15 protein-coding genes and 1 pseudogene are annotated in these 15,571 nt (G+C 35.4%); all 16 read left to right on the forward strand.

What is annotated here, in order from left to right; genetic code table 11:
* Positions 1-51: 51 nt before the first annotated feature.
* The 16 genes and pseudogenes from veg (at position 52) to yabN (ending at position 15,565) form a co-directional block, all read left to right on the forward strand.
* On the forward strand, positions 52-327 hold the full coding sequence (veg, locus tag U473_RS12890) for a biofilm formation stimulator Veg (RefSeq protein WP_068727041.1): 276 nt from the start codon (positions 52-54) through the stop codon (positions 325-327).
* A gap of 87 nt (positions 328-414) precedes the next feature.
* Entirely contained in the window at positions 415-600 is a 186-nt protein-coding gene (locus U473_RS12895; protein ID WP_068727043.1) for a small, acid-soluble spore protein, alpha/beta type, read from the forward strand.
* A gap of 106 nt (positions 601-706) precedes the next feature.
* Positions 707-1,561, forward strand: a complete 855-nt coding sequence (gene ispE, locus U473_RS12900; RefSeq protein WP_068727045.1) for a 4-(cytidine 5'-diphospho)-2-C-methyl-D-erythritol kinase — start codon at positions 707-709, stop codon at positions 1,559-1,561.
* Positions 1,562-1,631: 70 nt separating this feature from the next.
* Positions 1,632-2,447: a pur operon repressor gene (purR, locus tag U473_RS12905; RefSeq protein ID WP_068727048.1), complete on the forward strand. Its 816-nt coding sequence runs from the start codon at positions 1,632-1,634 to the stop codon at positions 2,445-2,447.
* Positions 2,448-2,559: 112 nt separating this feature from the next.
* Positions 2,560-2,841, forward strand: a complete 282-nt coding sequence (gene spoVG, locus U473_RS12910; RefSeq protein WP_068727050.1) for a septation regulator SpoVG — start codon at positions 2,560-2,562, stop codon at positions 2,839-2,841.
* Positions 2,842-2,979: 138 nt separating this feature from the next.
* Positions 2,980-4,368 (forward strand): bifunctional UDP-N-acetylglucosamine diphosphorylase/glucosamine-1-phosphate N-acetyltransferase GlmU, encoded by a 1,389-nt coding sequence (gene glmU / locus U473_RS12915; RefSeq protein ID WP_068727052.1) that lies wholly within the window; start codon positions 2,980-2,982, stop codon positions 4,366-4,368.
* 21 nt (positions 4,369-4,389) lie between these two features.
* Positions 4,390-5,337 carry a ribose-phosphate diphosphokinase gene (locus tag U473_RS12920; protein ID WP_068727054.1) on the forward strand — a complete coding sequence of 316 codons (948 nt, stop codon included), beginning with the start codon at positions 4,390-4,392 and terminating at the stop codon, positions 5,335-5,337.
* A gap of 68 nt (positions 5,338-5,405) precedes the next feature.
* On the forward strand, positions 5,406-6,047 hold the full coding sequence (locus U473_RS12925) for a 50S ribosomal protein L25 (RefSeq protein ID WP_068727057.1): 642 nt from the start codon (positions 5,406-5,408) through the stop codon (positions 6,045-6,047).
* A gap of 130 nt (positions 6,048-6,177) precedes the next feature.
* Positions 6,178-6,735: an aminoacyl-tRNA hydrolase gene (gene pth / locus U473_RS12930; protein ID WP_068727059.1), complete on the forward strand. Its 558-nt coding sequence runs from the start codon at positions 6,178-6,180 to the stop codon at positions 6,733-6,735.
* An 89-nt stretch (positions 6,736-6,824) separates the two neighbouring features.
* Positions 6,825-7,052, forward strand: coding sequence for an anti-sigma-F factor Fin (locus U473_RS12935; protein ID WP_399168139.1), 228 nt, complete (start codon positions 6,825-6,827; stop codon positions 7,050-7,052).
* Positions 7,053-7,152: 100 nt separating this feature from the next.
* A complete protein-coding gene (mfd, locus tag U473_RS12940; RefSeq protein ID WP_068727064.1) occupies positions 7,153-10,692 on the forward strand; it encodes a transcription-repair coupling factor in 3,540 nt (1,179 codons plus the stop codon).
* Positions 10,685-11,293 (forward strand): SurA N-terminal domain-containing protein, encoded by a 609-nt coding sequence (locus U473_RS12945; protein ID WP_068727066.1) that lies wholly within the window; start codon positions 10,685-10,687, stop codon positions 11,291-11,293. Before mfd ends, U473_RS12945 begins: the two co-directional genes overlap by 8 nt.
* A complete protein-coding gene (locus U473_RS12950; protein WP_082732544.1) occupies positions 11,289-11,621 on the forward strand; it encodes a peptidylprolyl isomerase in 333 nt (110 codons plus the stop codon). The genes U473_RS12945 and U473_RS12950 overlap by 5 nt, the downstream gene beginning before the upstream one ends.
* A gap of 172 nt (positions 11,622-11,793) precedes the next feature.
* On the forward strand, positions 11,794-12,333 hold the full coding sequence (gene spoVT, locus U473_RS12955; RefSeq protein WP_068727070.1) for a stage V sporulation protein T: 540 nt from the start codon (positions 11,794-11,796) through the stop codon (positions 12,331-12,333).
* A gap of 118 nt (positions 12,334-12,451) precedes the next feature.
* Positions 12,452-14,092: a putative polysaccharide biosynthesis protein gene (locus tag U473_RS12960; protein WP_068727073.1), complete on the forward strand. Its 1,641-nt coding sequence runs from the start codon at positions 12,452-12,454 to the stop codon at positions 14,090-14,092.
* Positions 14,093-14,105: 13 nt separating this feature from the next.
* Positions 14,106-15,565: pseudogene (gene yabN / locus U473_RS12965) on the forward strand (bifunctional methyltransferase/pyrophosphohydrolase YabN).
* Positions 15,566-15,571 lie beyond the last annotated feature (6 nt).

Below are 15,571 nucleotides of genomic sequence, written 5' to 3' on the forward strand. Positions count from 1 at the left end.
CATACTATTCTATATGTGTTATAATTCACATATAGAGAGGTGGTAGAACAAATGGCGAATAATACCTTAAATGCCATCAAACGTAGTTTAGATGATTACGTTGGCGAAAAAATTATGCTAAAAGCTAATGGAGGACGTAGAAAGACCATTGAGCGAACTGGCATTTTAGAAGAGACCTACCCTTCAGTTTTTATTATAAAATTAGATGAAGAACAACATTCCTTTAAAAGGGTATCATACAGTTATGCGGATATTCTTACCGAATCTATTGAATTAACTGTATGTAAAGATGATGGAGAAGTAAAGATTACTTATAGTCAAAGATAACAAAGTAGGGCACGAAGGTGTTCCTACTTTTAATTTTGATTAATTTACATATACTAAAAGTGTCCACAAACTAAAGGAGGTTATATGATGGGCCGAAGAAATCGCGGTGTGATGTCTGAACAGTTTAAAGAGGAACTCGCAAAAGAGCTTGGTTTTTATGACACTGTGCAAAAAGATGGTTGGGGTGGAATCACGACTCGTGATGCAGGAAATATGGTGAAAAGAGCCATAGAAATTGCTGAGCGTAGTTTAGCGGAGCAAGGTCGATCATAAAATGTGGATAAGGCTAGGGAAAGTTTTCCCTAGCTTTTTCTTTATACTCTTCATTGTAAATGTTACAATGGATTGATGAACAGGCTAAGATAAAGTAGGTGATGGTATGAAGATATGGGAGAAAGCTCCTGCAAAAATAAATTTAACTCTTGATGTATTAGGAAAAAGAGATGATGGTTATCATGAAGTTGAAATGATTATGACTATGGTTGATTTATCCGATAGAATTCTATTAGAAGATCTTGAAGATGATCAGATTATCTTAGAGACTAACTCAGGAATTATACCTAATGATGAACGGAACCTAATATATAAAGCTGCCCATTTATTAAAAAGCACCTATCAAATAAAAAAAGGAGTGCGAGTCTTTCTAGAAAAGAATATTCCTGTTGCCGCAGGTTTGGCAGGTGGAAGTAGTGATGCTGCTGCCACATTAAGAGGTTTAAACCGCTTATGGAATTTACATTTAACTTCTAATGAATTGATGGAACTGGGTGGAAAGATCGGTTCAGATGTACCTTTTTGTATTGTTGGTGGTACGGCTCTTGTAAAGGGGAGAGGGGAAAAAGTCACCCCTATTGTTTCGCCTCCTCCTGGTTGGGCTATTTTGGCAAAATTACCAATTAGTGTATCGACCACCGATATTTATGGAGCTCTAAATTGGCAAGATATTAAAGAACATCCAAATACAGATCAGATGATTATAGCATTAAAAGACCATAATTTTGATGGAATCACAAAAAACCTTTTTAATGTATTAGAAGAGGTTACCTTTCGACTTTACCCTTCTGTAAAGTATTTAAAAGAACAAATAGAAGGATTTGGGGCGGATGGCGTTTTAATGTCTGGGAGTGGACCAACTGTTTTTGCTTTAGTTAATAAGGAATCAAGGTTAAATCGGATCTATAATGGATTGAGGGGTTTTTGTAAAGAAGTGTATGTCGTTCGTTTACTAAGGTAAAAATAACTTGATGAATACCGTACAATAATATTATAATCTTCCTAAATTATTCGTTTTTTTGGAGGTCTTTATGAAAAAACTAAGGCGAAGCGCTAGAATTGTTGACCTAACTCAACAGTTTTTACATCAACCTAACACCCTTATTTCCTTATCATACTTTGCTGAAAGATATCATTCAGCTAAATCTTCAATCAGTGAGGATATTGATATTATTGACGAAATATTTCAAGAGGAAGGCATTGGTCAACTCCTTACTTTAGCAGGGGCAGCAGGTGGGGTAAAGTTTATTCCGTCTATACCTAAGGAAGAAGCAAAGACGGAAATGCTAAGAATCTGCCAAGCATTATCTAGTGTGGAAAGACTTCTTCCGGGTGGTTATTTATATATGTCAGATATTTTAGGAAATCCTAAATTATTAAAACAATTGGGCAGGATGTTTGCTTCTGCATTCTCTAATCAAGAAATTGATACGATCATTACTGTCGAAACAAAGGGAATCCCCTTGGCCCATGCAACAGCTAGTTATTTAAATGTTCCTGTGGTTATTGTACGCAGGGACAGCAGGGTAACAGAGGGGTCGGTTGTAACCATTAATTACGTGTCAGGCTCTACTAAAAGAATTCAAACCATGTCATTGGCTAGAAGGGCTTTAAAAGAAGGATCTAATGTCCTTGTAATCGACGATTTTATGAAAGCTGGCGGGACAATTAAAGGTATGATTGGACTCTTGCAAGAGTTTAATGCCCATTTAAAAGGAATTGGTGTTTTTGTAGAATCAGGAGAAACGGAAGAAAGATTAATTAAAGATTATATATCATTGGCTAGATTAACAGAAGTGAATGAAAGAGAGAAACTAGTAAATGTTGAGCTAGGCAATTTTTTCTAGTATAAATGATAAAAATTTTTCCTCTTTTTTGTCATTTTCTAGAAGGAATTTTATAATAGATAGCGAAATAATTATCAAGCTCGTTATTTATGGAAAAAGGTGGTGAAAAGACATGGAGGTTACTGACGTAAGACTTCGCCGCGTCAACACGGAAGGGCGTATGAGAGCGATTGCATCAATTACGATTGACAATGAATTTGTTGTTCATGATATTCGAGTGATTGATGGGAATAATGGAATGTTTGTAGCCATGCCAAGCAAAAGAACCCCGGATGGTGAGTTTCGTGATATCGCTCATCCAATCTCTTCTGCTACAAGAGAAAAAATTCAATCCGCCGTACTTGCTGAGTATGAGCGTATTGGTGAAGAACAGGAAATGGTTGCCGGGGCATAATTTAATAATGAATGAAAAGAGTTCTTTTTTAAGAGCTCTTTTTTTTGGTTAAAAATTCAATCTTGTATTTTCCTTGAATTCAATCATCAATTAAGATATAGTCATAGTGGAATAATTGTGCGTAAATGGGGGATAACCATGTCTGATTTGTATGCAGTGGTATTGGCCGCAGGCCAAGGCACAAGAATGAAATCAAATCTACCTAAAGTATTACATCAAGTCAGTGGTAAACCAATGGTTGGTCATGTTGTTGACCAGTTAAAAGAAATGGGTATTAAAGAAATTGTTGTAGTGATTGGACACAAATCAGAACAAGTAAAAACTTACTTGGGAGATCAGGTTCAATATGCGATTCAAGAGCAACAACTTGGAACAGCTCATGCAATTATGCAGGCAAGTCCTATACTCAATGATAAAAAAGGAACAACCTTAGTTATTATGGGGGACACTCCTTTAATCACCCAAGATACCTTAAAGACGCTTTACTCAGAACACGAAACGACTAATGCTGCTGCAACCATTTTAACTACCGAAATTGATCCACCAACTGGATATGGTCGGATTATCCGAGATCAAGAGGGTCATGTATTAAGAATTGTTGAAGAAAAAGATACCTCTATAGAAGAAAAGGCCATAAAAGAAATCAATACAGGAACTTATGTCTTTGATAATGTAAAATTATTTAATGCCCTCTTAAAAGTGAACAATGATAATAAACAGGGGGAATATTATTTAACAGATGTTATTGAAATTTTACAATCAGAAGGAATGATTGTTTCTGCCTATAAAACGGATAATTCAGATGAAACGATCGGTATTAATGATCGTATCGCATTAGCAAAAGCAGAAAAAATATTAAGAAATCGAATTATCGAACACCATATGCGTGAGGGTGTAACTGTTATTGATCCTGATCGAACCTATATTGAAAAAGATGTAATGATTGATCCAGACACGATCATTTATCCTGATACGTATCTAAAAGGTAAAACGACGATAAAGGGAAATTGTATCATCGGGCCTGGTGCAGATTTGACAGATGTCATGGTTAGCCAAGATGTTGTCATTACCCATTCCGTTATTTTCTCATCAAAGATAGAGGAAAAAGCTAAAATTGGGCCTTTTGCTTATATTCGCCCTGGTTCCCATATTGGGGTTGGGGTGAAAGTAGGCGATTTTGTGGAAATAAAGAACTCCAAACTAGGTAAAGGAACAAAGGTGTCTCACCTTTCTTATATTGGCGATGCAACTTTGGGAGAAGATGTAAATATTGGCTGTGGAACGATAACGGTTAACTATGATGGATTTAAAAAGCATCGCACTGAAATAGGGGATCATTCATTTATTGGTTGTAATACGAACCTTGTTGCTCCTGTTTCTGTAGGTCATGATGCTTATGTAGCAGCTGGATCTACAATTACTGATCATGTACCAGACTTTTCATTAGCGATAGCGAGGGAAAGACAAACGAATAAAGAAGGATATGTTAAAAAAATAAGAGAAAAAAATCAGCAGGATACGAAATAGAACATTCTTGGGGGTATAAAAATGCCATATAGTGATTCTACATTAAAAGTGTTTACGTGTAACGCAAATCCGGATTTAGCACGTGAGATTGTTGAACATATTGGAATTCCATTAGGGGATGCTGAAGTTTTACGTTTTAGTGATGGAGAGATACGCGTTAAATTAAATGAAAGTGTTCGAGGTGCTGATGTATTTGTGATCCAGTCTACATCCTCTCCAGTGAATGAACATCTTATGGAACTTTTAATTATGGTAGATGCTTTAAAAAGAGCATCAGCTAAAAGCATTAACGTGGTAATCCCTTATTATGGATATGCAAGACAAGATCGAAAGGCAAGAGCAAGGGATCCAATTACAGCTAAGTTAGTTGCTAATTTGATTGAAACAGCAGGGGCTCACCGAATGATTTCAATGGATTTACATGCTACTCAAATTCAAGGATTCTTTGATATTCCTGTAGATCATTTATTAGGGGTGCCTATTTTAGCTGATTTCTTTGCCAAGAAAAATTTAAAAGATATTGTTGTAGTCTCCCCTGACCATGGGGGAGTAACGCGTGCAAGAAAAATGGCTGAACGATTAGGGGCGCCGATTGCAATTATAGATAAGCGTAGACCAGAACCAAATGTAGCAGAAATTATGAATATTGTTGGTAATGTAGATGGAAAAGTAGCCATTTTGATTGATGATATTATTGATACGGCCGGGACTATTGCTCTTGCAGCAAATGCTTTAAAAGAAGCCGGTGCAAAAGAAGTTTATGCTTCCTGTACACACCCTGTCCTATCAGGTCCAGCAATTGAGAGGATTCAAAATTCCCAAATAAAAGAATTGGTGGTTACGAATACGATTCCTTTATCAACGGAGAAAAAGAACGATAAAATTAAAACATTATCTGTGGCTCCTTTAATTGGTGAAGCTATTGTTCGGGTCCATGAAGAGTTATCCGTAAGCAAATTATTTGACTAAAAATGGTTTAGTTCCCTCTTGATTAGGAAATAATAGAAATTAGTTTATAAAAGATTAGGAGGGGGAACATGGAACCAATCAATTTAGAAGTGATTGTAAGGGAAATAGGGGCAGATTCAATCTTGCACCATTTAAGAGAAAATGGCTATATACCAGGTGTTTTATATGGTAATGGTTTTTCAAATCAACCCATTCAAATTGAGGAAAGTACACTTAAAATACAATTAAAAGAACATGGAAAAAGTGGAATTTTCCATATTTTAATGGGAAATGAGCAAATTCCTGTCAAAATCAATGAAATTCAAAGAGATCCTATTGACCAAAAAGTCATTCATGTTGATTTACAGCGTGTCCAAATGAATAAGCTGATTAGTACTTCTGTACCATTACATTTCTTCGGCAAATCAATGGGTGAAAAGAATGGTGGAATTGTCCAACAGCAGATAAGAGATATTGAGGTAAAAGCCTTACCTGCTTATATTCCAGAATTTATCCAAGTGAACATCTCTGACCTAGACATTGGTGATGCCTTATATGTTAGGGATTTAATGGTACCCGATGGTGTTGAAATTCAACATGATCCTGATTCGGTTCTTTTAACTATCATTCCACCAAAAATGATTGAAGAGGATCTATTGGAAGAAAGGCCTGTTCATGAACCAAAGATTGTAGATCCTAAGGATGGTCGAGGAATAGACGCCGCAAAATAGATGAGAATGTCTATGATTCTTATAAACGTAGCCTATAATGGGGTTACGTTTTTTCTTTATTGCAAATAAGTTTTCCAAGTAAATCTGTTTTGTTAAAATGGGCTTAGGTCTAAAAATAGGAGGACATAAAATGAAGTTAGTTGTTGGTTTGGGAAATCCAGGAAGACAATATGAAAATACTCGGCATAATATTGGATTTATGGTAATTGATGATTTGTTAGAAACTACTGATTTAATATCTACAACAACAAAATTTAATGCAAACATTACTGATGCTAGATTGGATGGAGAGAAAGTTCTTTTTGTAAAACCACTTACTTATATGAACCTTTCAGGAGAGGCTGTCCGCCCAATTCTAGATTGGTATAAGATTGATATAAAGGATATGGTTGTTATTTATGATGATTTAGATCTACCATTAGGTAAATTAAGGTTTAGAGAAAAGGGAAGTGCTGGAGGACACAATGGCATTAAGTCGATGATTCAGCACCTAGGGACAGAAGAATTTAAGAGAATTCGAATTGGAATTGATCGACCAGAGTATGCTTCAATTATTGATCATGTCTTGACTAAATTTTCAAGTGAGGAAAAAGAGGTCATAAATGAGAGTATTCAGAAGGCTGCACTTGCAATTAAAGACTGGATTAGTGGGACAGAATTTAAAATGTTAATGAATAAATACCATTAAATTTTGAATCATTGTATGGACTTTATCCTCTCAGGGGAATAATAGAATTAAAAATGACTAAATGATTAGGATTTGGAGGCCATACACTGATGATTCAATATGTATGTAAGCATTGTGGGCAACATCTTGGAAGTATAGATGATAGAATGTTTAGTGAAGAAGAATTAGGATTGCATTCCTTGACCCCTTCTGAGAGGGAAGGTATAATAACCTATGAACAAAATGGCGATAAGACCGTTCAGGTTATTTGTGAATATTGCCAAGAGGCACTAGAATTACATCCTGAATTATTGCTTATTTCAAATCCATTGCAATAACTAAAGTTAGTATAAAGCCTTCGCTTTCTAGCTAAGGCTTATTTTTCATGATAAAGAAGAGGTCATATTATTTTATGAATTTAAGGAAAGGGGGAACAGTATGGAAATTATCTTACAAAAGTTTGCTAGAAGTAAGGAATTTCAGTCCATTCTTTCAGGTTTAAACGCTGGCATGAAAGAGCAACTGATTACGGGGTTGAGTGGATCAACAAAACAAGCAATGATTGCTTCACTTTTTCAAGAAGTAAATAAGACGCTGATTGTAGTCACCCATAATTTACTTCAAGCTCAAAAAGTTTATGATGACTTATTAGAATTAGTAACAGAAAAACAACTGTATTTATACCCAGCAAATGAATTAACTTTAATTGATATTGATGCTCAGAGTCCAGAGACACTAGCCCAAAGAATTCATGTTTTACAGAGTTTAGCTGATGGAAAAAAGGGAATCTATATCATTCCTTATATTGGGCTAAGTAAGTTTCTTCCACCTAAAAGTAGCTTTGTTGACTCCATGATCTCAATAGAAATAGGGAAAATTATCGATTTAAACCGTCTATTAAATAACCTCATTTTTTTAGGTTATAAAAGAACTGACATTGTTGAAAAACAAGGAGAATTTAGCGTTAGAGGCGGAATCATAGATATTTATCCACTTACATTAGAAAACCCAGTACGAATTGAATTGTTTGATGTAGAGATTGATTCAATCCGTACTTTTGATATTGGAACGCAAAGGTCTATTGAAAAGTTGAAAAATGTTGACATTCCTCCGGCAAGGGAATGGATCGCAACGAAAGAAGAATTCATGAAGGCTGCAACTCGAGTAGAAGAATACCTTAGCGAGCAGTTGAATCGTATAAAAGATTCAGTGATAAAGGAAAAGTTAATTGCAAACGTATCTTGGGAGATAGAGCAATTAAAAGAAAAACAATATTTTAATGGCTTTTACAAATATGCTTCGGTTTTATATTCCCAAAAATATACTCTGTTAGATTATTTTGAAAAAGATAGTCTAATAGTTTTTGATGAAGCAAATCGAATGATAGAAGTTGCAAAACAGACTGAGAAAGAGGTAAATGAGTGGAAGACAGCCTTATTACAGCAAGGGGAATTTTTACCCCAATTAGAAGTATATCAATCCTATCTTGATATAATCGTTGGACATCGTAAACAGGCATTATACTTATCTTTATTTTTGAGACAGATTCCACATGCGAATCCTGAAAATATTATCAATTTTGTAAGCAGAAATATGCAAAACTTCCATGGACAGATGCATTTACTTAAAGGTGAACTTGAAAGATGGAGGAAATCTAATACTAGTGTCATCTTTTTAGCCTCAGATGCAGAAAGGGTTAAGCGCTTACAGCGTGTGCTGGATGACTATGGCATGGAAGTAGATATTGTTCCTAATACTATCCGTGAAATATCACTTAGACCGATTATTTTACAAGGGAATTTACAGTCAGGTTTTGAAATGGCTGAAATTCGTTTGGCAGTGATTACAGAAGGAGAAATCTTTTCTCAAAAGCAAAGAAAAGCAAAGAAGGTCTCCCAAACGGCCAATGCTGAACGTATCAAGAATTATACTGACCTACGGGTAGGGGATTATGTTGTCCATGTGAATCACGGAATAGGGCGGTATATTGGAATTGAGACTTTAGATATTAACGGTATTCATAAGGATTACCTTCATATTAAATATGCCGGTAATGATAAACTTTATGTGCCGATTGATCAAATTGATTTGGTTCAAAAGTATGTAGGTGGGGAAGAAAAGGAGCCGAAAATTTATTCTTTAGGTGGAACAGAATGGACCAAAGTTAAAAATAAGGTGAAATCCTCTGTTCAGGATATTGCTGAGGACTTGATCAAATTATATGCAAAAAGACAAGCAACTAAAGGCTTTTCTTTTCCTAAAGATAATGAATTTCAACATGAATTTGAGGCTTTATTCCCATATGATGAAACACCTGACCAGCTAAGAAGCATCGAAGAAATTAAACAAGATATGGAAAAAGAGAGACCGATGGATCGACTTCTTTGTGGTGATGTAGGATATGGTAAAACGGAAGTAGCGATTCGTGCTGCTTTTAAAGCAGCAATGGCAGGGAAGCAAGTTGCGGTATTAGTTCCTACAACGATCTTAGCACAACAGCATTTTGAGACATTTAAGGAACGCTTCTTGGAATATCCGATTAAGATTGAAGTGATAAGCCGATTTCGTACGAAAAAACAGCAAACAGAAGTAATTAAAGGAATTAAAGATGGAACTGTCGACATCGTTATAGGTACTCATCGGTTATTATCTAAAGATGTCCAATTTAAAGATCTTGGTCTGCTTATTGTAGACGAGGAACAACGGTTTGGAGTAAAGCATAAAGAAAAATTAAAGGAATTAAAAACAAATGTTGATGTACTTACCCTTACCGCAACCCCGATTCCTCGTACATTACACATGTCGATGTTAGGGGTAAGAGATCTATCAGTCATTGAAACACCCCCTGAAAATCGTTTCCCTGTTCAGACATATGTGGTAGAATATAGTGCAGCAATGGTCCGTGAAGCAATAGAAAGGGAACTTGCTCGTGGAGGACAAGTTTATTTTCTTTATAACCAAGTAAAATCCATTCAACAAATGGCCGATCAAATTAGTATGTTAGTTCCCGATGCAAAAGTGGCAGTGGCGCATGGGCAAATGTCTGAATCTGAATTGGAACGTGTGATGTTAGACTTTTTGGAAGAAGAATATGATGTTCTTGTTAGTACAACAATTATTGAGACGGGTGTAGATATTCCAAATGTAAATACCTTAATCATCTATGATGCGGATAAAATGGGGTTATCCCAACTATATCAGCTAAGAGGAAGGGTGGGTAGATCCAATAGGATTGCTTATGCCTATTTTACTTATCAAAGGGATAAGGTATTATCGGAAGTTGCAGAAAAAAGATTACAAGCGATTAAAGAATTTACTGAACTTGGTTCAGGGTTCAAAATAGCGATGAGGGATTTAGCGATAAGAGGGGCAGGGAACCTTTTAGGAGCAGAACAACATGGTTTTATTGCTTCAGTTGGTTTTGATCTATATAGTCAAATGTTGAAAGAAGCCATTGATGACTTGAAAGGGGAAGTTAAGAAAGAGGAGAAAATTGAGCCGCAAATTGAATTGGAAGTCGATGCATATCTACCGACTGATTATATAACAGACTCGATGCAAAAAATTGAGATGTATAAAAGGTTTGCAAATATCAGGAAATTAGAAGAGGTTCAAGATCTAGAAGATGAACTATTAGACCGTTTTGGTGATATCCCTCAACCTGTACAAAACTTATTAGCTGTTACTAGAATTAAGACTTATACTTATCTATACCGAATAGAAAATATCATCCAAAAGGGCAAAGAAGTCACGATGCAAGTACACCCTGACCAAAATCAAATCATAGATGGTTATAAATTATTCAAAATAGCAAACGAATTTGACCATCGCATTAAACTTTCTTCAGGACATCACATTGGCATTAAGGTTAACTTGAAAAATTTAACCTCTGAACAAGGAATTCAATTAATTGAACAATTCCTTGCTCGTTATCGAGAAGCGTTCAAACAGGAAGGAGTTCTTTATACACATGAATAAGAAAAAAGGTTTGATTCTCTTATTAGCGGTTGTTTTTATCTTCAGCATTGTAGGTTGTAGTAATCAAGCGCCTGATACAGGAAAGGTTAAACAAGATGTAGTGGCAGAATATGATGGAGGAACAGTAACAAAAGATGAATTTAATACTTTCCTTCAAGTAACTACCTTTTTTAATCCTCAATTAGAAGGGACGATTAACCAACCTGAATCGCAAAGACAAGCATTAGAACAATATATAGGTCAAAAATATCTTGCATCAAAAGCAAAGAATCAAAAAGCTGACGATAAGGAAATAGAAGATTTACTAAAGGCAATCAAAGGAACAATGGGTTCTGAAGAAAATTATAATAAAAAATTAGCGGAATTAAAGATCACTGAAAATGACCTTGTCGATTATGTAAATCGATACCAAGCGATTCAAAATTACATGGAAGAGAAGTCAGCGAAAACATTTAATGAGGAAAAGGAAAAATTAGAAAAACAATATAAAGAAAATAAAGAAGAATATACGATTGCAACAGTAAGCCATATTTTAATTGCCACAAAGGATCGATCGGAGGAAGAAGCAAAAAAAGGGCAGAAGAAGTATTGGCTAAATTAAAAAAGGAGAAGATTTCGCGAAATTAGCCAAGGAATATTCGGATGACCCTGGTAGTAAGGATAATGGGGGAGTGTATGAAAATGCCCCAGTATCTTCTTGGGTTCCTGAATTTAAAAAAGCAGCATTAACATTACCTGTTGGACAATTAAGCGACTTGGTAAAAACAGAATTTGGCTATCACATTATAAAAGTGATCAATCGCCAAGTACCAACTTTAGAACAACTTTCTGATCAACTAAAAGGGCAAGTTATTGCTCAAGAATATAATCAGTTTATGACGAACGAATTACAAAAGATCATTAAGAAAATCAACTTACCCGAAAAGTAAAAAAACTTTTATCGAAGTTTAACTTTCCAATGCGGTAGAAAGCTTAGAACCTTTACTTGTATAATAATTTGGTAACAGAAGAATACTATGGACAAGAACGGAAGAAAAATATTATAGATATTCAATAATTGTTCAACTTTGTTACTATATACAAGAAAGTGAGGCATCAAGAATGAAAGCAACAGGTATTGTTCGACGAATTGATGACTTAGGAAGGGTTGTTATCCCAAAGGAAATTAGAAGAACCCTAAGAATCCGTGAAGGGGATCCATTAGAAATTTTTGTTGATCGAGATGGAGAAGTGATATTAAAGAAATATTCGCCAATTGGCGAACTTGGGGACTTTGCAAAGGAACTTGCTGATTCCTTATACGAAAATTTAAACCACGTTGTCTTAATTTCAGATCGGGATACGATCATTGCAGTAGCCGGTGTTAGCAAAAAAGATTATATGGAGAAATCTATTGGGAAAATTGTGGAAGAAAGTATGGAGCAACGCAAAACCTTAGTGGAAACGAACTCTGGAGAAGTTAGTATAGTAAAGGATTCCCTCGAAAGCTATACTTCTTATGTCATAGCACCTATTGTCGCTAGTGGTGACCCGATAGGAGCAGTCATTTTGATTGCTAAAGATGACACTAAAATGGGTACATTGGAAATCAAAATGGTGGAAACAGCTGCGTCATTTTTAGCAAAACAGATGGAACAATGATCAAATATGAAGTAGGTATTGAAGCAGGCATCGCCTGCTTCTTCAATTTTAATGGGTGAATAAAACAGCTTGTGTTATAATAATTTAGACATTTTATAGTTTATGAGGAGAGAGAAAGATGCATTCTAAGGGGCAATCATTTATCAAAGGGGCTGCCATATTAGGTATAGCTGCACTTATATCCAAACTATTAGGTGCAGTTTATCGAATCCCTTATCAAAATATTACTGGAGATGTAGGATTAGCAGTTTATAATAAAGTTTATCCGATCTATAGTATGTTATTGATTATTGCAACGGCTGGTTTTCCTATTGCCATCTCAAAAATGGTTTCTGAACGTTTAGCGTTAGGGGACAAGCGAGGAGCAAAACGTATTTTTAGGATTTCAGCATATATTCTTAGTATGACTGGTATTCTCTTTTTTATTATTCTTTATTTCGGATCCGACTTATTAGCTGTCTTAATGGGAAATCAACAGCTTTCTATTGCGATAAAAAGTGTCTCCTTTGCCCTTTTAATTGTTCCTTTAATGGCAGCCATTAGAGGCTATTATCAGGGTCATCAATATATGGTACCTACTGCTTATTCACAAATTGTTGAACAAATCGTTCGAGTGATCACAATCTTAGTCTTATCCTATTGGTTTATAAAGAATGACTATGGGGTCTATTATGCAGGTGCAGGGGCTGTTTTTGGAGCATTTTCTGGGGCCATCTTTGCCTTTGCTGTTCTATTATTATTTTGGAAAAAGACGAATCGTATGACGGACGAGATCTTTTTATCTCATGGGCAAGTTGAAATCCAGCAATTTAGCCAACAACCAGTAGTTGGAATTATAAAAAAGATATTATATTATTCCATTCCTATCGCTTTAGGATCATTAATCTTGCCTTTATTTGGTGTCGTTGATTCCTTTTCTGTTTCTAACTTACTTCAAGCATTAGGATTTGAAAAAAACCAATCAGAATATTGGTTTGGGATCTATACAAGAGGTCAACCCTTGGTCCAGTTTACAGCGTTTTTTGCAACATCTTTATCTTTAGCATTGGTTCCTTCTATATCTGAAGCGTCAGCAAGAAAGAATCATCAATTGATTCAAGAACGTACCGATTTGGCTTTAAGACTAACCTTACTTATTGGTCTTCCAGCTTCTGTTGGACTTGCCGTGATTGCTGAACCGGCAAATATTTTACTTTATGAAAACAATGTAGGGACCAAAACATTAGCTATTTTAGCCTTCACATCCATGTTTTCAACCTTAGGAATTACTTCTTCAGGTATATTACAAGGAATTGGGCAAGTGATCTTACCAGCAAGAAATCTTTTTATTGGTGTAATCATTAAATTAGTGCTTAACCTCATTCTCATTCGTACCTTTGGTATCGACGGCGCAGCTTTGGCCACTGTTAGTGCATATGCGGTTGCGACGTTTTTAAATCTAATTGCTGTAAATCAATATACAGGTATCAAAATTGGTTTCTTGAATTTCTTTGTAAAACCAACCATAGCAACTTTGATGATGGGGGCAATCGTATGGATAGCAAAGGAATTTTTAGAGTTAGCGATATCTCCTTTTATCCCCAAAGAACGGTTGTTGATGGCGGTCGTTTCTATCGTTTCTGTAAGTTTAGGTATCATTGTCTTTGCCTTTAGCCTCTTTATTTTTGGAGCGATTACTAAAAAGGATTTAATCAACACTCCTAAGGTAGGAAAGAAACTAATTACTTTTACGGAGCGATTGAGAATATTAAAAGATTAAAGGAGTCTCTTTTATGAATGAGAAAATAATCATTATAGGACTGGGTTCTGGGAATGAAGAACAGTTGTCTCTAGGGACCTACAAATTATTAAAGAGTAGTGATCATCTTTATTTAAGGACGAAAATTCATCCAGTCGTTTCTTTTCTGGATCAAGAGGGAATTAATTATAAAACGTTTGATGATCTTTATGATACAAATCAGGAATATGACCAGGTTTATCAAAAAATAGCAACACATTTATTAGAAGAGGTAAAAAGGGTGGATTCGATTGTTTATGCTGTTCCTGGACATCCAATGGTTGCAGAGAAAAGTGTACAATATTTATTAGAACTAGGAAAGGCAAAGGGAATCGAAATTGAAGTAAAGGGGGGAGAAAGTTTTTTAGACACCCTATTTTCAAGTTTACATATTGACCCAATAGATGGCTTTATCTTTTTAAACGGCGAAACCATCACTAGAAATGATTTAGATCCCTCTAAAAATATTGTGATTGGCCAAGTTTATAACCAATTTGTTGCATCCGATGTAAAATTAACTTTATTGGAACTTTATCCTGAGGAGATGACAATCTGGATTGTTAGCAATCTAGGAATGGGTAGTAAAGAGATTATCAAACCAATTTCCCTCTACGAATTGGATCACAAACCAGAAGATTTTCATCATCTAAGTTCAGTTTTTGTTCCAATGACAGAGGATGAACAGGTTCAACAAAAAACATTTTCTAGGTTAGTTGAGATTGTCCAAACGTTAAGGGGCCAAATGGCTGTCCTTGGGATAAAGAACAGACACATCAATCGATTAGGAAGTATCTCATTGAAGAGGCTTATGAACTTTTAGAGACGATTGATGAATTAGATATGGATCATATGATTGAAGAATTAGGAGATGTTCTATTGCAGGTGATGCTTCACGCACAAATAGGGGATGATGAAGGATATTTTAATATCTATGATGTGATTATGCAATTAAATCAGAAGCTTGTAAGAAGACATCCTCACGTATTTGGAGATGAGAAAGCAGAAAAGGCAGAAGAGGTTCTTAAACGTTGGAATAAGATAAAGGAGCAGGAAAAGGAAAAACAGGGTGTGATCCATTCCTCTATCTTACAGGGTATTCCAAAAGATTTACCGGCGATCTTACGTGCCTACAAGTTACAAAAAAAGGCGGCTAGTGTTGGCTTCGATTGGCCAACGATTGAACAAGTTTATCAAAAAATTGCTGAAGAAATTGATGAACTTAAAGAGGCAAATGGTGAATCGGCAAAGGATGAATTAGGGGATGTAATGTTTGCGGTTGTTAATCTAGCTAGATTTATGAAGATAGATCCAGAAGAAGCGCTAGAAAAAACAAATCGAAAATTCATGAAAAGATTTTTCTATATCGAACAAAAATTAAAAGAAAAAGGAATTCCGATCGAACATGCTTCATTAGAAATCATGGATCAATATTGGGAAGAAGCTAAAAAAGTATAGTTAGAG

The sequence above is a fragment of the Tepidibacillus decaturensis genome, from assembly GCF_001561915.1.
Lineage (GTDB): Bacteria > Bacillota > Bacilli > Tepidibacillales > Tepidibacillaceae > Tepidibacillus_B > Tepidibacillus_B infernus.

What these genes read in the sequence shown, in the direction of transcription:
- U473_RS12925 (WP_068727057.1), top strand. Translation starts at nt 5,406, where the DNA reads ATGGAACCAATCAATTTAGAAGTGATTGTAAGGGAAATAGGGGCAGAT.
- spoVT (WP_068727070.1), top strand. Translation starts at nt 11,794, where the DNA reads ATGAAAGCAACAGGTATTGTTCGACGAATTGATGACTTAGGAAGGGTT.
- veg (WP_068727041.1), top strand. Translation starts at nt 52, where the DNA reads ATGGCGAATAATACCTTAAATGCCATCAAACGTAGTTTAGATGATTAC.
- pth (WP_068727059.1), top strand. Translation starts at nt 6,178, where the DNA reads ATGAAGTTAGTTGTTGGTTTGGGAAATCCAGGAAGACAATATGAAAAT.
- glmU (WP_068727052.1), top strand. Translation starts at nt 2,980, where the DNA reads ATGTCTGATTTGTATGCAGTGGTATTGGCCGCAGGCCAAGGCACAAGA.
- U473_RS12895 (WP_068727043.1), top strand. Translation starts at nt 415, where the DNA reads ATGGGCCGAAGAAATCGCGGTGTGATGTCTGAACAGTTTAAAGAGGAA.
- U473_RS12935 (WP_399168139.1), top strand. Translation starts at nt 6,825, where the DNA reads ATGATTCAATATGTATGTAAGCATTGTGGGCAACATCTTGGAAGTATA.
- spoVG (WP_068727050.1), top strand. Translation starts at nt 2,560, where the DNA reads ATGGAGGTTACTGACGTAAGACTTCGCCGCGTCAACACGGAAGGGCGT.
- ispE (WP_068727045.1), top strand. Translation starts at nt 707, where the DNA reads ATGAAGATATGGGAGAAAGCTCCTGCAAAAATAAATTTAACTCTTGAT.
- purR (WP_068727048.1), top strand. Translation starts at nt 1,632, where the DNA reads ATGAAAAAACTAAGGCGAAGCGCTAGAATTGTTGACCTAACTCAACAG.
- U473_RS12920 (WP_068727054.1), top strand. Translation starts at nt 4,390, where the DNA reads ATGCCATATAGTGATTCTACATTAAAAGTGTTTACGTGTAACGCAAAT.
- U473_RS12945 (WP_068727066.1), top strand. Translation starts at nt 10,685, where the DNA reads ATGAATAAGAAAAAAGGTTTGATTCTCTTATTAGCGGTTGTTTTTATC.
- mfd (WP_068727064.1), top strand. Translation starts at nt 7,153, where the DNA reads ATGGAAATTATCTTACAAAAGTTTGCTAGAAGTAAGGAATTTCAGTCC.
- U473_RS12960 (WP_068727073.1), top strand. Translation starts at nt 12,452, where the DNA reads ATGCATTCTAAGGGGCAATCATTTATCAAAGGGGCTGCCATATTAGGT.